Raw genomic sequence first — 16,553 nt, 5'->3', positions numbered from 1 at the left:
ACCGCGGACCCGCATCTGATGTATCATGCAATACCCGGTGGTACGGCTTATGGGTGTGACCGAAACACATTATATCTGCATCAGCCTCCTGCATAATCCGCTGCAGGCTTTTTTCTTCCCGGTCTTCAAACAGGTATTCGTTGATCTTGCGGGGGCTGCCGTGCACCAGCAGCAGGTTCAGCTTATCGGCGTTTAGCTGAAACTCAACTTTGATATGAGCAGGCAGGGTACGGAGGTACCTGCGTTCATCCGCTTTAACAAGGCTATCCGTAAAAGAAATGGAAACAGCGCCATTCGCCTTTTCAGCATCTGTTTTATAGGCGCATCCGCAATCGTTGCTGTTCCGTCCTATCCCGAAATCATAGTTACCCGCAATAGTTGGAATGGCCCGTTTACGGATTTCTGCAATTACCTCATTGGGCCAGATGTTATAACCCACCAGATCTCCCAGGCAATAGATGGCATCCGGCTGACGGCCTTCTACATCTTTAAAGAACGCCTCCAGGGCGGGGAGGTTTGCGTGAATGTCGCTGAATAATGCAATTTTCATATAGCTAAATCAGGCGCTTTATAAGGCTGGGCGCCTGCAGCCAGTGCTGCTGTAAGCTGCTCTATGGTTATTTACAACAATCAGGGCCGCAGCAGGAAGCGGCCTCCGGTTTCTCCGCATAAACGGTAATACTGAAAATACCGGTTTTACCTGCCTTAAACTGCGCTATTTCATCTGCGGTAAGGTATTGAGCCAGTATGTCGTCCGGGATATTAATAACCTTTTCTTTCTGAATGGTTAGATTGATAAAGCCGTTGCTGGTTATAAGATCCAGGTAGGCCTGCTTATGTATGGCGCCGGAAACACAGCCGGCGTACATTTCCGCGGCGCTTTGTAACGCAGGCGGCAGACTGCCTTCCAGTACAATGTCTGAAATACTGAAATGTCCGCCTGGTTTGAGCACACGGAAAATCTCTTTAAAAACACCGTTCTTGTTTGGCACAAGATTGAGCACACAGTTGCTTACGATCACGTTGGCGGTGTTGGCGGTTACGGGCATATGTTCAATATCCCCCTGGCGGAACTCCACGTTGTTGAACTGCAGCTTTTCTGCATTTGCACGGGCCTTGTCTATCATTGCCGGGGTAAAATCAATGCCTATCACCTTGCCGGTAGCGCCCGTCTCCTGCCTGGCAATGAAGCAATCGTTGCCGGCGCCGGAGCCCAGGTCAATAACGGTATCGCCTTCCCGGATTTTAGCGAACTGCGTTGGCAGCCCGCATCCCAGGCCAAGATCTGCGTCGGGGTTATATCCTTCCAAAGCGGAATAATCATCTGTCATGATGTTGTAAACCTCGGTGGAGCAGCACCCTGAGCCGCAGCAGGATGCCTGGTTGTCTGCTTTGTCCTGTAAGGCAATTTCACTGTATTTCTGCCTTACCAGGTCTTTAAGCTCTTCATCTGTAGCCATAGCAGTAATGTTTAATTAATTTTATTATTGCAATATTGCGATATATCTGTGTAAAAAAAAGCCCTAACAACAGGAGCCTTTGAGGTCAACTTCCTTAAAGAAACCGGCAAAAAACTGCTGGTATTGTTTCCACACCTTAGGGTTAATGCAGTAACATACGCTAACGCCTTCGATCGTTCCCTGTATCAGGCCGGCATTTTTTAATTCCTTCAGGTGTTGCGATGTGGTAGCCTGTGCAAGCCCCAGTTCATCTACCAGGTCGCCGCACACGCAGGCATTCTTTTTAACCAGGTATTGAAGTATGGCAATACGGGCCGGGTGGGCCAGCGCTTTAGCCATATTGGCTATATCATTCTGTTGCTTTGTGAATAAGTCTGTTTTTGTAGCGCCCATTGTTTACATCATTATATCATCGCAATATTACGATACATGATTGGGATGGCCAAATTTAAATTTACATGCGTCAACGAAACGCCGGGTAACACTGTTCTATACCAACCATTCCGTGGGCGCCTTGCCGAATTTCTTCTTAAAAGAATGGGAGAAATGCGAGAGGCTTTCAAATCCTAAGTCAAGATAAATCGTAGATGGCTTTTTGTTCTTTTTTTCTATCAGATGCCGGGCTTCCGCCAACCTCCTTTCCAGTAACCACTGCCGGGGCGCCATCCCGAATAGCTTTTGGAAATCGCGCTTGAACCCCGCAAGGCTTCTTCCTGTGAGCCGCGCAAATTTTTCAATGGGAATGTTGTAATGAAAATTGCTGAGCATGAATTTTTCCAGGTCCATCTTGTAAGGCTCCGAAAAGTCAAATAAGAAATTCCTGAGCCCGGGCATGGTATTCAGGAGAAGATATACCGCCTCTTTCACCTTCAGCATCCCCACCGCATGGGTTATCTTTTCTTCCGGGTGGCGAACATACGGAAGCACGGATTGAAAGAAGGCATGCAAAAAATCGTTCCCGGGAATAAGAATATTGGAAGGGCCTTTGTATTTCTGCCCGATCTCTATTTGCTCCTCCAGGGCGATCTTCCTGAGCATGTCTTCTTTCAGGCTAATGACAATGGTTTGATAATCTTCACCATCCAAAGGCTGCTTGGTAATTTCTCCCAGCTGATTTTTTTGTATCAGCAACATTTCACCACGGCCCATTGAGATCCTTTCAGTGGCGGTTTCAAATATAAAACGCCCCGATACCTGTAATATCAACTTATTATGCTCCAGGAACGCCACCTTCTCCTTCCTCATTGCCGAGAGGTAAGAGAAAAAGATGACCCCGGGGACTATTTCAGTTGGATTTGTCATTATGTAAAGATATAAAACAGGCCGGGCTTATGCGCAGGCCCGTTACCGCTGCAGGTAGGTGCCTCCGAGTATCGCACCCGGTGAAAAATGCGTGTTAAGCGTATTCAGCTCCTCCGGCGTGAACGCTATTTCCATGGCCTGCATGTTTTCCGGCAGCCGTGACCTCCGGCTCATGCTTACCAATGGCATAATATGATCTCCCTGTGCATTTACCCAGGCTATTGCCAGCTGTGTTGGCGTATACCCTTTCTGCTTTGCCATTTGCTTTAATACCTCAACTTTTTCCAGGTTCTTTACCAGGTTCTCTCCCTGGAAACGCGGGAAGTGATTTTGGTAAGCATTAGCCGGCAGCGGTGCTTTCATCTCTCCTGTAAGTAATCCTTCGGCCGTATTGGCAAATGCAACAACTCCTATACCCAGTTCCCTGGCTGTGGGAAGCAAATCACTTTCTATCTGGCGGTCTGCCAGTGAATAGCCTATTTCCAATGCTGTTACAGGATGAACACTATTCGCCTTGCGCAGCTGATCTGCGGTGATTTCAGAAACGCCAATATAACGCACCTTCCCTTCTTTAACCAGGTCGGCAACCGTTCCAATCACATCTTCTACCGGAACGCTGTTATCAAGCCTGCATGGCTGATAAAGATCAATGGTATCTATGCCCAGGCGTACCAAAGAATAATTGATGAAGTTTTTGATGGCTATGGGGCGCAGATCCAGCCCAAGCCATTGACTGCCGTAGAAGATCGCGCCAAACTTTACGCTTATGAAGGCATCGTCCCTTCTGCCTTTGATGGCTTTTCCCACCAGCAGCTCATTATGGCCGCTACCATAAAAATCTCCTGTATTCAGGAAGTTAATGCCACTGTCCAATGCCATCTGAATGGTAGCAATGCTTTCGCTTTCATCAGTTGCCTTGCTTCCCCAAACAGGCGACATCCGCATACAACCTAATCCGAGTTTGGACACCAGCGGTCCGTTTTTGCCCAGGGCGATCTTTTTTATTGTTGTCATTGCTGTTATTTTATTGATTAACGATGCAAAGATCAGCCTTTACGCCGGGCAACCGCTTTCTTTTATGGCTCAATTTACTTGCCTGGGCGGCTCACCAGTTTTAACAGTCGTAAACCGCCCTCATATTGGCGCAATTACCCCTGACATGAAAACCCGGTCCGTTTTAACTTTGTTGCCACCGAAATTATGGGCATTACGCCGCACCTGAAGTTCCCGGTTATTAAATAGCGGTTGAGGGTTGGCTGTGTTCCTGTTGCATAAACATCCAGCGCTGTCCCTCCAAATCCTCGCAGCGATACCGGCGGCCTGGAAACCCATCTTCGGGCGCGGAAAGAATGACCGCACCTGCTGCTTTTGCACGTTCGTAATGTGCATCTACATCACTTACATACACTAATAAGCCATTAATAATCCACGGTACCCGGGACCATTTGCGGGCCTGCTCACAGTGCTGCCGGTGCTGCTGAGGGCTTTCGTAATCAGGTGTAGGAGAAGCCAACATAATAATATTATTGTCCAGCTCCAGCTCGCCATGTGAAAGCCGTCCGTTATCATCTATCATACGCATATCTTTGCGCTCTGTAAAGCCAAATGCTTTAACCAACCATTCTAAAGCAGCAATGCCGTGTTCGTAGGCCAGCATAGGAACAATTGCTTGCGTAGCCATAGTATCGGGTATTTTATTTAAATACAGGAAAGATAAGCATTTTATAAACGTTGAGAATACGGTTTAAATCTGCAGTAATACCGCATGTATTACGGCCATGGGCCAAAATCGTTTATAAAGGAAAAAGGGTACTTTGCAGCTATATAATGCTCTTATGAAGTGGATTACCCGCGAGCACCCAAAGATTGACCGTATTGCCTGTCCCTGGCTGATACGCCGGTTTATAGACCCTGATGCGGAAATCATTTATGTGCCTTTCAGCGATGTACCGGCCCGGGCTGCCGCCCTGGATGCTATCCCTTTTGACATTCCCGGCGTAGAGCACACGCACTACGGGGAGGAGTGTACGTTTGATTACCTGGTAAAGAAATATAAAATCACCGACCCCGCAGTACTGGCAATGGCCCCAATTATTCGGGGGGCGGACACTGACCGGCATGACATAGCGCCGCAGGCGTCCGGTTTATGGGCTATTTCGGCAGGCCTTGCCTACAATTATAAAAACGACCAGGAACTGCTGCAAAAAGGAATGCAGATTTATGATGCGCTATACAGCTGGGCTGCACACCTGCAGAAGGTGAAGCATACGCAGCAGCCTTATGAGTACCTGTTGCTGAAAATGTTTAACCGGTTCTTCAAATCCAGGAAAGGCGCCGGTAGCCGCATTCCCTCATGGGCCCTGGAGCTGAAGGAAATGATACAGGATCATATTGATACCAGCCTAAGCCTGAAAGAATTATCGAAGGACCTGGATATTAATCCTTCTTACCTCTCCCGCGAGTTTTCAAAGCACTTCAACAACCTTTCCTTTGGGGAATACATCCGGAAACAACGTATCGACCGGGCCATACAGTTGATGCAAAACCCCGCTTATTCCCTGACAGCTATCAGCTACCTGACCGGTTTTTCTGATCAAAGCCATTTTACCCGGATTTTCCGGAAGTATACGGGTCAAAATCCATCGGAATACCGGAAAAGTTTGCAGAAAAAGTAAGTTCTATACAAAAGGTAATTTCTGTTCTATTCCAGGCGCCCGCTAATGGTTATATTGTACTTATGCAGGCGTATGCCTGCCGGTATCAGGCCCCGCCTGCTGACCCATAAAAAGCTATAAATAAATTAATAAATAAAATGAAGACCACCATCATTTTATCAGTTATTACCGCAGGAGTGCTCCTGCATGGCTGCCAGTCTTCCGCGGGGCCGGCCGCAAATTCAATAACAGGCGCAAAGAATGACTCCAATACAATTGTTTGCCCACCTGGCAGCAGCAGGCTGGATGTTGCCGCCATTGAACGGATAACCGGCATGAAAGGCGTTGAAAAGAACGGCGAATACAAGATCACTGTCCCGCAGAACGACCTCGATGTTGTTGTTGACGGATTCAAGATCATCGCTCCAATGGGGCTGTCAAGCTGGGCCTGTTTTACACCCTGCCAGGACAGTGCCATGGTTATGGGTGATATTATCCTGACTGAAACAGACCTGAAACCCGTGCAGCAGGAAGTTATCCGCCAGGACTTTGCCATTACGGCCATCCATAACCACTTTGTGCGCAATCATCCCAATGTGATGTATATGCATATTGACGGGAAGGGGCAGGCAACGCAGCTGGCAGGCAGCGTAAAAGCCATTTTCGGAAAGGTAAGGGAAGTACGCGGCCATGACCCGAAAGAAGGTAAGGCAGACAGCGTGGTTAATACCTTGCCTATCCCCCGCCTGGATTCCCTGCTGGGGCATAAGGGAGAACTGAGCAAAGGGGTATATAAGTACACCTTTGGACGGCCTGATGTACCGCTGCAGGAACATGGTATTCCTGTAAGCAGCTTTGCGGGCTTCAATACATGGGCCGCCTGGCAGGGAACACCGGAGAAGGCGGCGGTAGCGGGAGATTTTACAATGCTGGAAAACGAAGTAGAGCCGGTTATCAAAGCGCTTGTAGAAAACGGGATAGAAGTAGTGGCCGTTCATAACCATATGGTGCATGAAAAGCCCCGTATCTTTTTCCTGCACTATTGGGGCGTTGGGCCTGTTGAAAAACTGGCAGCGGGCCTGAAAGCGGCATTGGACCAGACAGGCCGCAGCGAAACGCATTAAACTGCCGGGTATCAAGGTCTTTGTAGACGGCATTACAGCGGCAGCTGTTAGTGCCATCGCCGGCGCAGTCATTATTTCCATACAGGATATTTATCCTTATATTGTAGAACAATCTGCCATCATGAAAAAAGCACCCCTGGCCCTTTTAGCGTTCATTTCAATCACGGTGTCCCTTTATGCGCAAGACTCTGCGGGCGTTGTACAAACTACGCATATTGCAAATATCCTTGACAATTATAATAAGCTCAATACTTATTTTGTTGCCACCGGCTTTCGCCCAGTCGGCACCACGGTTGGCAGTCCTTACCTGTACGACGATTGGGGCCGCCTGTGGATAGACTCTATGGAAAACAAGCCCGTGAAACACTCCATGGTATACGACGCCAACCTGGACCTGGAAAAAAACCTGCTCATCATCCGCGCCCGCGACGGGAAAACATTTACTCCTGAAAGCCACTATATACAAGCATTTCACATGGTTAAAAATGATGTGGCGGCTTATTTTTTAAATGTAAATACAGCCGGCCGTTCCCAGTTTATGCAGCTGCTGGCAAAAGGTAAATATTCATTGGTGAAAGCAACAAAAATTAAATTTGAACGCGCCAATTTTGTGGATAAGGGTGTAACGCAAATAGGACATAACTACGACGAATATAAAAGAGAGTACACCTACTTTCTCCTTAAGGATGGCATGCCCACTAAAGTAAGCTTAAAAAGAAAAAGCTTCTTATCCGCCATAGGAAAGGATCCTGCTGCTTTAGCCGCCGCTAAAAAATTCCTTGACAGCAACAACGCATCTTTCGATGAACAAACGGCCGCTGACCTGGTCAATGCCATCAATCAAAAAGAATAAATATCGTCCTTTCCCGGGCCGCCCTGCCTGGCGGAAAATATCATACCCGCCCATGCCCGGGTGGCCTTTGCTGGAGAAATAGAGCACCCCATCCTCATTAATGGTGGGAAAGATTTCCGCTGCAATGGTATTGATCTTATTCCCGCAGTTTACAGGCTGCCCCCAGCTTCCATCCTGCTGCCGCCCGGCATACCAGAGATCTGTTTGGCCATAGCCGCCGGGGCGGTCAGATACAAAGTATAAGGTATTCCCATCGGCGCTGAGCGCAGCCTGGCTGGAAGAATACCCCGCTACGTTAATACCGGGTATCAGCACCGGGGAAGACCATCTCCCGTTTTTCTTCACCGACTGGTAAAGCTGCAGCAGGCGTATGCCATTGACGGCATTGCCCTGTATACTAATGGTGGCATACATCGTATCTTCTGTACGGTTCAGGCATACAGGCCCGATATGATAATCATATTTTTCAAACAGGGCGGGCGACAGCTCTTCGAGGAACATATTCGAATTGCCTGGTGTAAATTGCTGGTAAAGATATGCCTTGTAATAAGGTTGTTCCGTTCTTTTATCGGTAGCGGGGCGAGATTCGGGATTTCCCTTCATGGCCAGTGAGCGATAGCCATTAGACATTATTACCAGGCCCTTCTTCACTACGCCGCTGATCATATCGGAGCCGGGGGTATTGAGCTCCTTTACAGGCGCCAGCTGTACCGCTACAGGCTGTGCTGCCCACACTATAGCGCTGTCGCAGCTTTGCAGCGCTATGCTTTTAAGCTGCAGGCTATCCGCATTAGCGGTGGAGAACTGGTTATACTGTTGGCGGGCAGCATCATACTGCTCCTGCTGCCGCAGCACTTCGCCATAATTAAAGCAGGCGGCAGCAGGCCGGTCCGGTCTTATAACGATCTGCCGGTAGATCTCCGAAGCCCTTTTGATGTCCCCTATCTGCTGATAACTAATGGCCATCTTCATCCACCGGCTCACCGGCATTTTATCTCCCTTACTCCGGGCAATCCTGCTGTAGAGCGCTCCTGCCACTGCATACTCTCTCCGGGCATATGCTTCTTCCGCTGTCCTTAATACACTTTTCTGCTCCTGGCCATAAAGGCTGGCGGAAAGCGTGATCGATAAGGCTATTGTTAAACTGCGACGTATCATACTGGATAAATAATGGATTTAAAAATACCTTGGGTTTTGTACAATGGATTTTTTGGAGGGAAAGAGAAAGCCCAGCGATATCTCGTGCGATCCTCCCTGGTAACCCGCCATTTTGTTCACATTAAGGTCGTAGGAATACCCGATGCGCAATTGCTCCGTAGCATAAAACTCTACTATTGCGCTGGCGGCATCCAGCTGCTGGAGGTCGCTGGGCAGGTTGGCCTTATTCCACAGCTTTATGTCTGTCCGGTACGAACCGCCTATCCATAGTTTTTCGCTGATCAGGAGAAACACGTTAAAATCTACATTGGTAGGCCCTTTAAAGTCTTCTTTAACCAGGAAGGAAGGTTTCAGCTGCAGGTGCTCCGACAGGGGAAACATGGCGCCCGAAGTAACGTAAAGGTGCTGCGTTTTACGGATGGCAGCATAATTATTTCCTTTCCAGCTATAACGGTTAGCATCCGTATAAAGGGAAAAAAGATCCGTAACGGAAACGCCTGCATAAAACCTGGGCGTGTAATAGTAAACGCCAAAACGGGCATCGGGCACCCATACACTTTTTTTAACAGCAGACAGCGCAGGGTCATCATTATCTGTTAGCTGGAGGGCGGTGCCATCCAGGGAATACTGGGTAACTCCCCCTCCCACGCCAATACAAAGGCGGCGCGTTCCTTCGGGGTCCAGCGGTATGCGGTAAGAGTAGGAACCATAGAGGGAGAGCGCGTCCTGCGGCCCAAGGCGGTCAAACAACAGCTGGAGGCCCAGGCCTACCCTATTCTCATTGGTAGCCCCATCCACCGATATGCCGCCGGTGCGGGGTGCGCCCGGGAAATTGGCCCATTGATGGCGGTATACCGCATTTACATAAAGGTCTTCCTTATACCCGGCATAAGCAGGGTTCAGGCTTAAACCATTGAACACGTACTGGCTGAACTGTATGTTCTGTTGCGCCATTGCGCGGAACCCTATGTTTAGCAGCAGGAACATCATTCCTGCTTTGAGTACTGTTTGCATCTTTAACACTTTTTGATCAGCAGATAATAATATTGTTGCCTTTAACGTACGAGGGTAACCCATCCTTTGTACTTCCTGATACCATCCGGTTTCCTCACTTCCAGCACGTAGAAGTAGGTGCCTTCGTTCAAGCCGGAGCCGGTCCAGTCGTTGCGGTAATCCTTAGACTGGTACACCTGGCCTCCCCAGCGGTTAAAGATATACAGGGCGGAGCCGGGGTATTTTTCCAGGCCGCCGATTATGAATTTCTCGTTCTTGCCATCTCCGTTAGGCGAGATACCGTTCGGGAAGAAGAGGTCCTCTCCCTCCACATGTATACTGGAAGAAACGCTGTTGTCCGTAGAGTCCACATCCGGGATGTCGCCGTAAGCCGTAGCCGTGTTGATCACTTCACCCCCTTCGATCACCCGCGTGGTGAGCGTCATCTCTACAGTGGCCCCCGGCGCCAGGTCGCCAACATTCCATTCTACCAGCCTGGTACCGGGATTAACGGTGACCTCCCCTCTTTCGGCAGCGGTATGAGAAGGCAGATCCAGCTGTTGGGGCAGATGGTCTTGTGCTTTTATGCCGGTGTACACAACGTCGCCGTTATTCCTTATGCTAATGCGGTAGGTCAGGTCCTGGCCCATGCGGTAAGGCCCTACGGCCGGCTGCACCACTTCTTTGGTGATCAGGATATTACCTTTATCATCGTCGGTGATGGTCACTGTAGCTTCATTCGAAGTACCGGGCGTGAAAACGTAGCTTGCAGACCGTCCGCCGGTAAGCGTGAGCACCACTGTTTCCGGCGTTTCTATCTCACGGTCGTCTGTTACGGTTACCGGGATATTCACGCTGTTCGCACCTGCGGGAATGGTGATAACGCCTGCAATAGCCGTATAATCAGCATCCGGTGTGGCAGTGCCGCCGCTCATATATTGGATCGTGATTGCATCTGCCGTGCGTTTGCCGTTAGGGAGGCTTACGGTGAATGATCCGTTGGTGGATGGCTCTGCGGCATCCCCCGTGTTACCAACATTCAATACCAGGTTGGCGGGGGCGTTGTCATCATCTGCAATATTCACCGTAGCAGTATTATTAACGCCTGCGGGATAGCTAAGGCTTGCAGAGCTGCCGCCGGTAATGGTGAGCACTACGGTTTCCGCCGGTTCTACCAGGTCGTCGTCAATGATGTTTACGGGTACCGTTACTGCGTTCTGGCCGGCCGGGATCACTACTGTGCCGCTAAGGGTGTAATCGGCACCGGCGGTGGCGGTGCCCGCCAGTGTATACGTAACAGTAATGTCCTCCTGCGGTATCTTTGCGTTGTCCAGGCTAATGATGAATGCACCGGCAGCAGCAGGTTCCGCCGCCGCAGGCTGGCCGGCGTTCACTAACAGTACGCGGCCGGTGTTGTCGTCATCTGCGATGTTGAGGGTGGCTGCATTATCCGGCCCTGCGATGAAGGTCAGGCCCGGGGCAGCAGCACCCGTAATCGTGAGAGTCACGGTTTCATTACCTTCTATCAGCTGGTCATCTTTTACCACAACCGGCACGGCCACTGCATTCTGACCGGCCGGGATCACTACAGTGCCGCTAAGCGCAGTATAATCTGCACCGCTGGCAGCTGTACCGCTAATACTGTAGCTCACGGTAATGCTCACAGATGAAGTAACGCCCGCAGGCAGGCTGATATTAAAGCTGCCGTTCGCAGACGGTTCTGCCCCATCGGCGCCTTTCGCTGCACTTAATGCCAGGTTGCTTTCATTATCAATGATGTTAACAGTTGCATTGCCGGCGCCGGTGAAAGTAAAGCTGGCGCTCGTGCCGCCGCTGAGGGTCAGTATCACTGTTTCTATACCTTCTATAATATTGTCGTCTGTTACTGCTACCGGTATGCTCACGCTGTTCTGACCAGCGGGAATTACGGCAGTGCCGCCAAGCGTAGTGTAGTCGGTACCTGCAGCAGCAGTACCGCTAACCGTATAATTCACCGTGGTGTTCTCCGATACGGTGATGCCCGCAGGCAGGCTAACGGTAAATAATCCGTTGGCAGATGGTTCTGCCGCATCTCCTGCCTTGCTCACACTTAGCACGCGGTTGGCCGCTGTATTATCATCATCGGTAATATTTACGGTAGCATTACCGGCAGCGGTAAAGGCAAAGCTGGCGGAGGCCGCGCTGTTAAGCGTCAGTATCACGGTTTCCGTACTTTCAATGATCTGGTCATCGGTTACGGTAACGGGTAGCTGAACGCTGTTCTGACCCGCGGGTATAACCACGGAACCGGCAAGGGCGGTATAATCTGTACCCGGGGCGGCATTACCGCTTACCGTGTAATTCACGGTAATGTTCTCAGGTGCGGTGATGCCTGCAGGCAGACTGATATTAAAGCTGCCATCCGTAGCAGGTTCCGCGTCATCGGCCACTTTTGTAACGCCCAGCGTCGTGTTGGCCGGTGTGTTATCATCATCTGCAATATCCAGGAACGCATTCCCGCCTGTTCCGCTGGCCGTGAAGGTAAAGCTGGCGCTGGCGCCGCCGTTCAGGGTAACCGTAACGGTTTCCGCGTTCTCAATAACCTGGTCATCCGCCACGGTAACCGGCAGGGCTACACTATTCCGGCCTGCGGGAATTACCACGGCGCCGCTGAGCGTAATATAATCGGCGCCCGCTGTAGCTGTGCCGCCAACGGTATAGCTTACCATAATGTCTTCGGTGGTAGTGATGGCGCCCGGCAGCTTGATGTTAAAACTACCGTTACCGGAAGGTTCTGCTGCATCTGCCGTTTTTGTGATACTAAGCGTACGGTTGGCAGGTACATTGTCGTCGTCTGTAATGTTTGCTGTAGCGGAGCCGGTACCGGTGAACGCAAACGTTGCGGACGCACCGCCATCCAGGGTCAGGATCACTGTTTCAGCAGGCTCAATAACCTGGTCATCTGTTACGGTAACCGGCACGTCTATACTATTCTGTCCGGCAGGTATTACTACTGTGCCGCCCAGGTTTGTGTAATCGGTGCCATTTGAAGCCGTGCCGCTAACGGTGTATTGTACGGTTATGTTCTCTGCAGAGGTGATACCGGCAGGCAGGCTGATATTGAACTGGCCATCAGTGACCGGTTCGGCGGCATCCGCAGTTTTAGCGATGCTGAGCGCCCGGTTAGCAGGAATGTTGTCATCATCGGCAATAGATAAGGTAGCGGACCCGGTACCGGTAAATGTGTGGCTTGCGGAGCTGCCGCCGTTCAGCGTCAGTATCACCGTTTCAGCGCCTTCAATAACCTGGTCATTCACTGCTGCTACGGGAACGGCCACACTATTGTCACCGGCGGGGATCACTACTGTGCCGGTGAGCGCGGTATAATCCGTACCGGCTCCGGCGGTGCCGGAAATGGTATATTCACGGTAACAGGCTCTGTTACTGTGATGCTCCCGGGCAGGGATATACTGAAAGCGCCATCGGCGCCGCCTTCAACAGCGTCCAGAGTGTTGGTGACGTTGAGCGTGAGATTGGCCGGCGTATCGTCATCATCCGCAATATTCACTGTGGCATTGCCATTGCCGGTAAAAATGAACCCGGGGCTTGTGCCGTCATTCACGGTAGCGATCACCGTTTCTGTTCCTTCTAAAAGTTGATCGTTCGTAGCCGTTACAGGTAATGGCACGCTGTTCAGTCCTTCAGGCAGGATAACAGTACCGTTCAATGAACTGTAATCAGTGCCATTCTGGGCGGTGCCAGTGATAGTATAATGCGCGGTTATCGCTTCATCGGCGGTTACAGCCGTGGGTAAGCTAATCCTGAAGGCCCCGTCGGCGCCCCCTTCTGTTGCATCTGCTGTTTGGGCGATGTTGAGCACCAGGTTGGCCGGCGTGTTTTCGTTATCTGCAATGTTCACAGCAGCGGCGGCCCTGCCGGTAGCCGGCGTAAAGTTAAAGCTGGTGCTGGCACCGCCGGTAGCGGTTAGCGCCACTGTTTCAGTGCCTTCTATCACCTGGTCATCTTCTACGACAACAGGCACAGCCACGCCGTTCTGGCCGGCAGGTATCACGGCGGAGCCGCCGGGGGCGGTATAGTCAGTACCGGCGGTAGCAGTACCGGCGGTAGCAGTACCTGCAACGGTATAGTTGACTGTAATATCTTCCGATGCCGTAATGCCGGCAGGCAGGTTAATGCCAAAGTTGCCATTAGTGGACGGTTCAGCCGCATCAACAGTATTAGTTACCAGCAGCATCTTGTTGGCGGCAGTGTTATCATCGTCTGTGATGTTCAGCGTAGCCTGGTTGCCGGCCGGATCTGCGTTATATGTAAAGCTATTGCCGTCTGTTCCGCCATTGAGATTGAGAATAGCCGTTTCCGTTTGTTCAATGATCTTATCATCTGTTACAAACAGCGGCAGTGTTATACTGTTGAAATAAGCAGGCAGCGTAATGGTGAAGATGGTGTAATCTGTATTGCGTGTGCCGGTGCCGGTCATGGTGTAATTAAGGGTGGTATTGGCGCTGGAGGTGTAGCCGGGCGGCAGGCTCACTGTAAAGGCGCCGGCCGAGGAGGGCTCTGTAGCATCGTTTGTTTTCACCACCTTCAGCAGCTGGTTGGCGGCTGTTGCATCGTTATCGGCAATATTAATGGTAACATCGTTGTTAGCCGGATCGGGCGGAAAGACAAAGGCATTCCCGCCTCCGTCTGTTGCACTGCCGGAAAGGATGGTAAAGGTCATAGTTTCTGTTGGCTCAATGATCTGATCGTCCCGTACCTTAAGGGGTACAGTAACGCTGTTGTTGTTTGCAGGAATAACCACCGTGCCCTGCTGCAGGTAATCCAGGCCTGGAGTGGCAGTACCCGACACCACGTATGCAACGGTAACATCCCATGCCGAGGTGGTTACCCCCGCCAGCTTTATTGTAAAGCTACCATTGATGTTCGGCTCCGCTGCGTTGGCGTCGGCGACCACCTGTAAAAATGAGCTGCCCACAGCGTTCGCGTCCACTATGCTCACGGTGGCTGAATTGGCGGCGGCATCTATCACAAACGGATAACTGCCGGAAACGGCTTCAAAAAGGGTCAGCGTTACCGTTTCAGGGCCTTCTATAATACCGTCGTTGGACGCGTCCACATCTACATACACTTCATTGGCCCCTGCAGGTATAACAATATTGCTTCCGGATAATCCCAGCAAACCATAGTCGGCTCCGTATCCAGCGGAACCTGCTAGTGTGAAGCGAATCACTATATCTTCTGAAGCCGTAACACCTGGCATCAGGGAGATCCTGTATCGACCGTTTATACCGCCTTCCACGGCATCGGATATTTTTGCGATCAGCACCGCGTTGGCGAGGGCGGTAAAATCATTGTCCGTTATAGTGACAGTGGCGGTACCCCCGCCCGGCGCCACGGTGTAAGCGGATTGCGTATCATTGCCGCCGCTGATATTAAGGATCACGGTTTCAGCAGGCGGCTCTATCACGGTATTATCTATCACTATCACTGGAACGGTTACACTGTTCTGGCCCGCAGGGATAGTGATGGTACCTGTAATGGCCCTGTAATCCGTACCCGGCGTAGCCGTGCCGGCGCCTACACTATAAGTTACCTGGATATCCCTGGAGGAAGTGTACCCGGCCGGAAGACTGACGCTGAACGCGCCGTTGGTGGCTGGTTCCGCCGCATCCGCCGTTTTAGTGACGTTCAGCACCAGGTTGGCCGCGGTATTGTCGTTGTCTGCAATATCCAGGCTGGCGCTCCCGTTCGTAGTGCTTGGCGTGAATGGCAGGCTACCATTGGTGCCGCCGGTCACAGTAAGGATCACGGTTTCCGGGCCTTCTATGATCTGGTCATCAATTGCGGTCAGGGGCAGGGATATGCTCTGCTGCCCGGCGGGAATCACTACTGTGCCACTAAGCGCGGTATAATCTAATCCGGCAATGGCCGTACCGCCGATGGAATAGCTGACCGTGATAGCTGCTGTTGCATTAATGCCCGCGGGCAGGCTGATATTGAAACCGCCACTGGCAGACGGTTCTGCGGCATTTGCTGTTTTGGTCACACTCAGCACGCGGTCAGCCGCTGCGCTCTGGGCATCTGCTCCCTGGCGGAACGATAGCACCACGAACAGTAAAAGGGTAATTACTTTCAAAGACATATTGCAATAGCTTTGGGTAAAAGGGGCGTCCTGGCCTGGCCTAACATGGGCCGGCCGGGAGCTTCCTGCATGGAACATTTACCTACACGTATAGGTATGGAAAGACTTATTCAAAATCGGTAGTATAACAGTACAAATGTTGCAGCGTAACGGGTATCCAGGATACGTAAAAACTCCTCATAGGAAAAATCTTATTTGGTTAAATAGCTAATAAATAAATTATACACGATAAAAGGTTACTAACAATCTGAAACCGGGTTCACATAGAATGGAGGATTGCGCTTTAAAGGTAATAAAAAAGTTATTATTGCGGCAATAGTTGGATTTTTTACCTGCAACAGTTGATTATATATAGCTTCTGTATAGCTTATTTTTTGCAAGTTTTGACCAAAACATTTTGTGCATACAGGAACAGGTTATGCCTTCTCTTTTTCAACATGACCTTTTGCTATTAGTTGGTCACAGGCTGCGCGATAATATAAGAGTGTTGTTTTTCCACTAACATGCAGGACATCAAAAAATTCAGGTGAGCAAATGATGCCCTAAAAAATTTCACAACTTCCGGGGAGGGCCGATAAAAAAGCCAGTGCCTTTACAGGTACTGGCTTTTTATATTAAAGATGACTTTTCTTGCCGGCTTTCACTTTACTCCTGCCTGCAGCAGCCCTGCCCCCGCTATCCCCTGCAGGGCTGCTACCCGGCCGGATTTTTCCAGCCCGTAAAACCCTCCAGGCCCAAGACCCGGTTGATAATAAGGCTGCCCGGTTTCCTTAAGCCTCAACATTGCCTGTTATAACTTTTCCGGCCCGCTTGTAATTGGTTATAATAACTCCTTTTGATGTAACCTGGCTTTCTGTTAGTGTAAAT

The 16,553-nt window shown here is 50.5% G+C and carries 14 protein-coding genes; 3 read left to right on the top strand and 11 right to left on the bottom strand.

Annotation, left to right across the window (positions count from 1 at the left end):
- The 6 genes from VFS25_RS04415 to VFS25_RS04390 all read right to left on the bottom strand — a co-directional run.
- On the bottom strand, window positions 1–550 hold a 550-nt coding region (locus tag VFS25_RS04415; RefSeq protein WP_326460909.1), incomplete at its 3' end, for a metallophosphoesterase.
- 67 nt (window positions 551–617) lie between these two features.
- Window positions 618–1,460, bottom strand: coding sequence for an arsenite methyltransferase (locus tag VFS25_RS04410; protein WP_326460908.1), 843 nt, complete (start codon window positions 1,458–1,460; stop codon window positions 618–620).
- A 63-nt stretch (window positions 1,461–1,523) separates the two neighbouring features.
- The gene (locus tag VFS25_RS04405) at window positions 1,524–1,853 is read right to left on the bottom strand and encodes a metalloregulator ArsR/SmtB family transcription factor (protein WP_326460907.1); all 330 of its coding nucleotides are present in this window, start codon (window positions 1,851–1,853) and stop codon (window positions 1,524–1,526) included.
- A gap of 96 nt (window positions 1,854–1,949) precedes the next feature.
- Window positions 1,950–2,762, bottom strand: coding sequence for an AraC family transcriptional regulator (locus VFS25_RS04400; protein WP_326460906.1), 813 nt, complete (start codon window positions 2,760–2,762; stop codon window positions 1,950–1,952).
- 42 nt (window positions 2,763–2,804) lie between these two features.
- Window positions 2,805–3,776 (bottom strand): aldo/keto reductase, encoded by a 972-nt coding sequence (locus VFS25_RS04395; protein ID WP_326460905.1) that lies wholly within the window; start codon window positions 3,774–3,776, stop codon window positions 2,805–2,807.
- Window positions 3,777–3,996: 220 nt separating this feature from the next.
- Complete coding sequence (locus tag VFS25_RS04390; RefSeq protein ID WP_326460904.1) at window positions 3,997–4,443, bottom strand: VOC family protein; 447 nt, start codon at window positions 4,441–4,443, stop codon at window positions 3,997–3,999.
- Between the two features lie 154 nt (window positions 4,444–4,597).
- Between VFS25_RS04390 and VFS25_RS04385 the strand changes: the two genes are divergently transcribed.
- From VFS25_RS04385 to VFS25_RS04375, 3 genes are all read left to right on the top strand, one after another.
- Window positions 4,598–5,437 carry a chromate resistance protein ChrB domain-containing protein gene (locus VFS25_RS04385; protein ID WP_326460903.1) on the top strand — a complete coding sequence of 280 codons (840 nt, stop codon included), beginning with the start codon at window positions 4,598–4,600 and terminating at the stop codon, window positions 5,435–5,437.
- 137 nt (window positions 5,438–5,574) lie between these two features.
- The gene (locus VFS25_RS04380; protein WP_326460902.1) at window positions 5,575–6,540 is read left to right on the top strand and encodes a DUF1259 domain-containing protein; all 966 of its coding nucleotides are present in this window, start codon (window positions 5,575–5,577) and stop codon (window positions 6,538–6,540) included.
- 121 nt (window positions 6,541–6,661) lie between these two features.
- The gene (locus VFS25_RS04375; RefSeq protein WP_326460901.1) at window positions 6,662–7,393 is read left to right on the top strand and encodes a hypothetical protein; all 732 of its coding nucleotides are present in this window, start codon (window positions 6,662–6,664) and stop codon (window positions 7,391–7,393) included.
- Here VFS25_RS04375 and VFS25_RS04370 read toward each other — a convergent pair.
- The 5 genes from VFS25_RS04370 to VFS25_RS04350 form a co-directional block, all read right to left on the bottom strand.
- Window positions 7,298–8,551, bottom strand: coding sequence for a hypothetical protein (locus VFS25_RS04370; RefSeq protein WP_326460900.1), 1,254 nt, complete (start codon window positions 8,549–8,551; stop codon window positions 7,298–7,300). The genes VFS25_RS04375 and VFS25_RS04370 overlap by 96 nt on opposite strands.
- Window positions 8,552–8,569: 18 nt before the next feature.
- A complete protein-coding gene (locus VFS25_RS04365; protein WP_326460899.1) occupies window positions 8,570–9,565 on the bottom strand; it encodes a type IX secretion system membrane protein PorP/SprF in 996 nt (331 codons plus the stop codon).
- A 41-nt stretch (window positions 9,566–9,606) separates the two neighbouring features.
- Window positions 9,607–12,885 (bottom strand): Calx-beta domain-containing protein, encoded by a 3,279-nt coding sequence (locus VFS25_RS04360; protein ID WP_326460898.1) that lies wholly within the window; start codon window positions 12,883–12,885, stop codon window positions 9,607–9,609.
- On the bottom strand, window positions 12,885–15,686 hold the full coding sequence (locus VFS25_RS04355; protein ID WP_326460897.1) for a beta strand repeat-containing protein: 2,802 nt from the start codon (window positions 15,684–15,686) through the stop codon (window positions 12,885–12,887). Before VFS25_RS04355 ends, VFS25_RS04360 begins: the two co-directional genes overlap by 1 nt.
- Before the next feature lie 640 nt (window positions 15,687–16,326).
- Window positions 16,327–16,470, bottom strand: a complete 144-nt coding sequence (locus VFS25_RS04350; RefSeq protein WP_326460896.1) for a hypothetical protein — start codon at window positions 16,468–16,470, stop codon at window positions 16,327–16,329.
- Window positions 16,471–16,553: the final 83 nt, after the last annotated feature.

Origin of the sequence: Chitinophaga sp., from assembly GCF_035761305.1 — a bacterium.
In the GTDB taxonomy this organism is placed as follows: Bacteria; Bacteroidota; Bacteroidia; order Chitinophagales; family Chitinophagaceae; genus Chitinophaga.
The sequence above is the reverse complement of the archived record's forward strand: the minus strand, read 5'-3'. Positions and strand labels throughout refer to the sequence as shown.

Bases quoted from the DNA above. Each gene is read 5' to 3' on its own strand.
- VFS25_RS04390 (WP_326460904.1), bottom strand. From the start codon at position 4,443: ATGGCTACGCAAGCAATTGTTCCTATGCTGGCCTACGAACACGGCATT.
- VFS25_RS04370 (WP_326460900.1), bottom strand. From the start codon at position 8,551: ATGATACGTCGCAGTTTAACAATAGCCTTATCGATCACGCTTTCCGCC.
- VFS25_RS04395 (WP_326460905.1), bottom strand. From the start codon at position 3,776: ATGACAACAATAAAAAAGATCGCCCTGGGCAAAAACGGACCGCTGGTG.
- VFS25_RS04355 (WP_326460897.1), bottom strand. From the start codon at position 15,686: ATGTCTTTGAAAGTAATTACCCTTTTACTGTTCGTGGTGCTATCGTTC.
- VFS25_RS04405 (WP_326460907.1), bottom strand. From the start codon at position 1,853: ATGGGCGCTACAAAAACAGACTTATTCACAAAGCAACAGAATGATATA.
- VFS25_RS04410 (WP_326460908.1), bottom strand. From the start codon at position 1,460: ATGGCTACAGATGAAGAGCTTAAAGACCTGGTAAGGCAGAAATACAGT.
- VFS25_RS04380 (WP_326460902.1), top strand. From the start codon at position 5,575: ATGAAGACCACCATCATTTTATCAGTTATTACCGCAGGAGTGCTCCTG.
- VFS25_RS04400 (WP_326460906.1), bottom strand. From the start codon at position 2,762: ATGACAAATCCAACTGAAATAGTCCCCGGGGTCATCTTTTTCTCTTAC.
- VFS25_RS04350 (WP_326460896.1), bottom strand. From the start codon at position 16,470: ATGTTGAGGCTTAAGGAAACCGGGCAGCCTTATTATCAACCGGGTCTT.
- VFS25_RS04385 (WP_326460903.1), top strand. From the start codon at position 4,598: ATGAAGTGGATTACCCGCGAGCACCCAAAGATTGACCGTATTGCCTGT.
- VFS25_RS04375 (WP_326460901.1), top strand. From the start codon at position 6,662: ATGAAAAAAGCACCCCTGGCCCTTTTAGCGTTCATTTCAATCACGGTG.
- VFS25_RS04365 (WP_326460899.1), bottom strand. From the start codon at position 9,565: ATGCAAACAGTACTCAAAGCAGGAATGATGTTCCTGCTGCTAAACATA.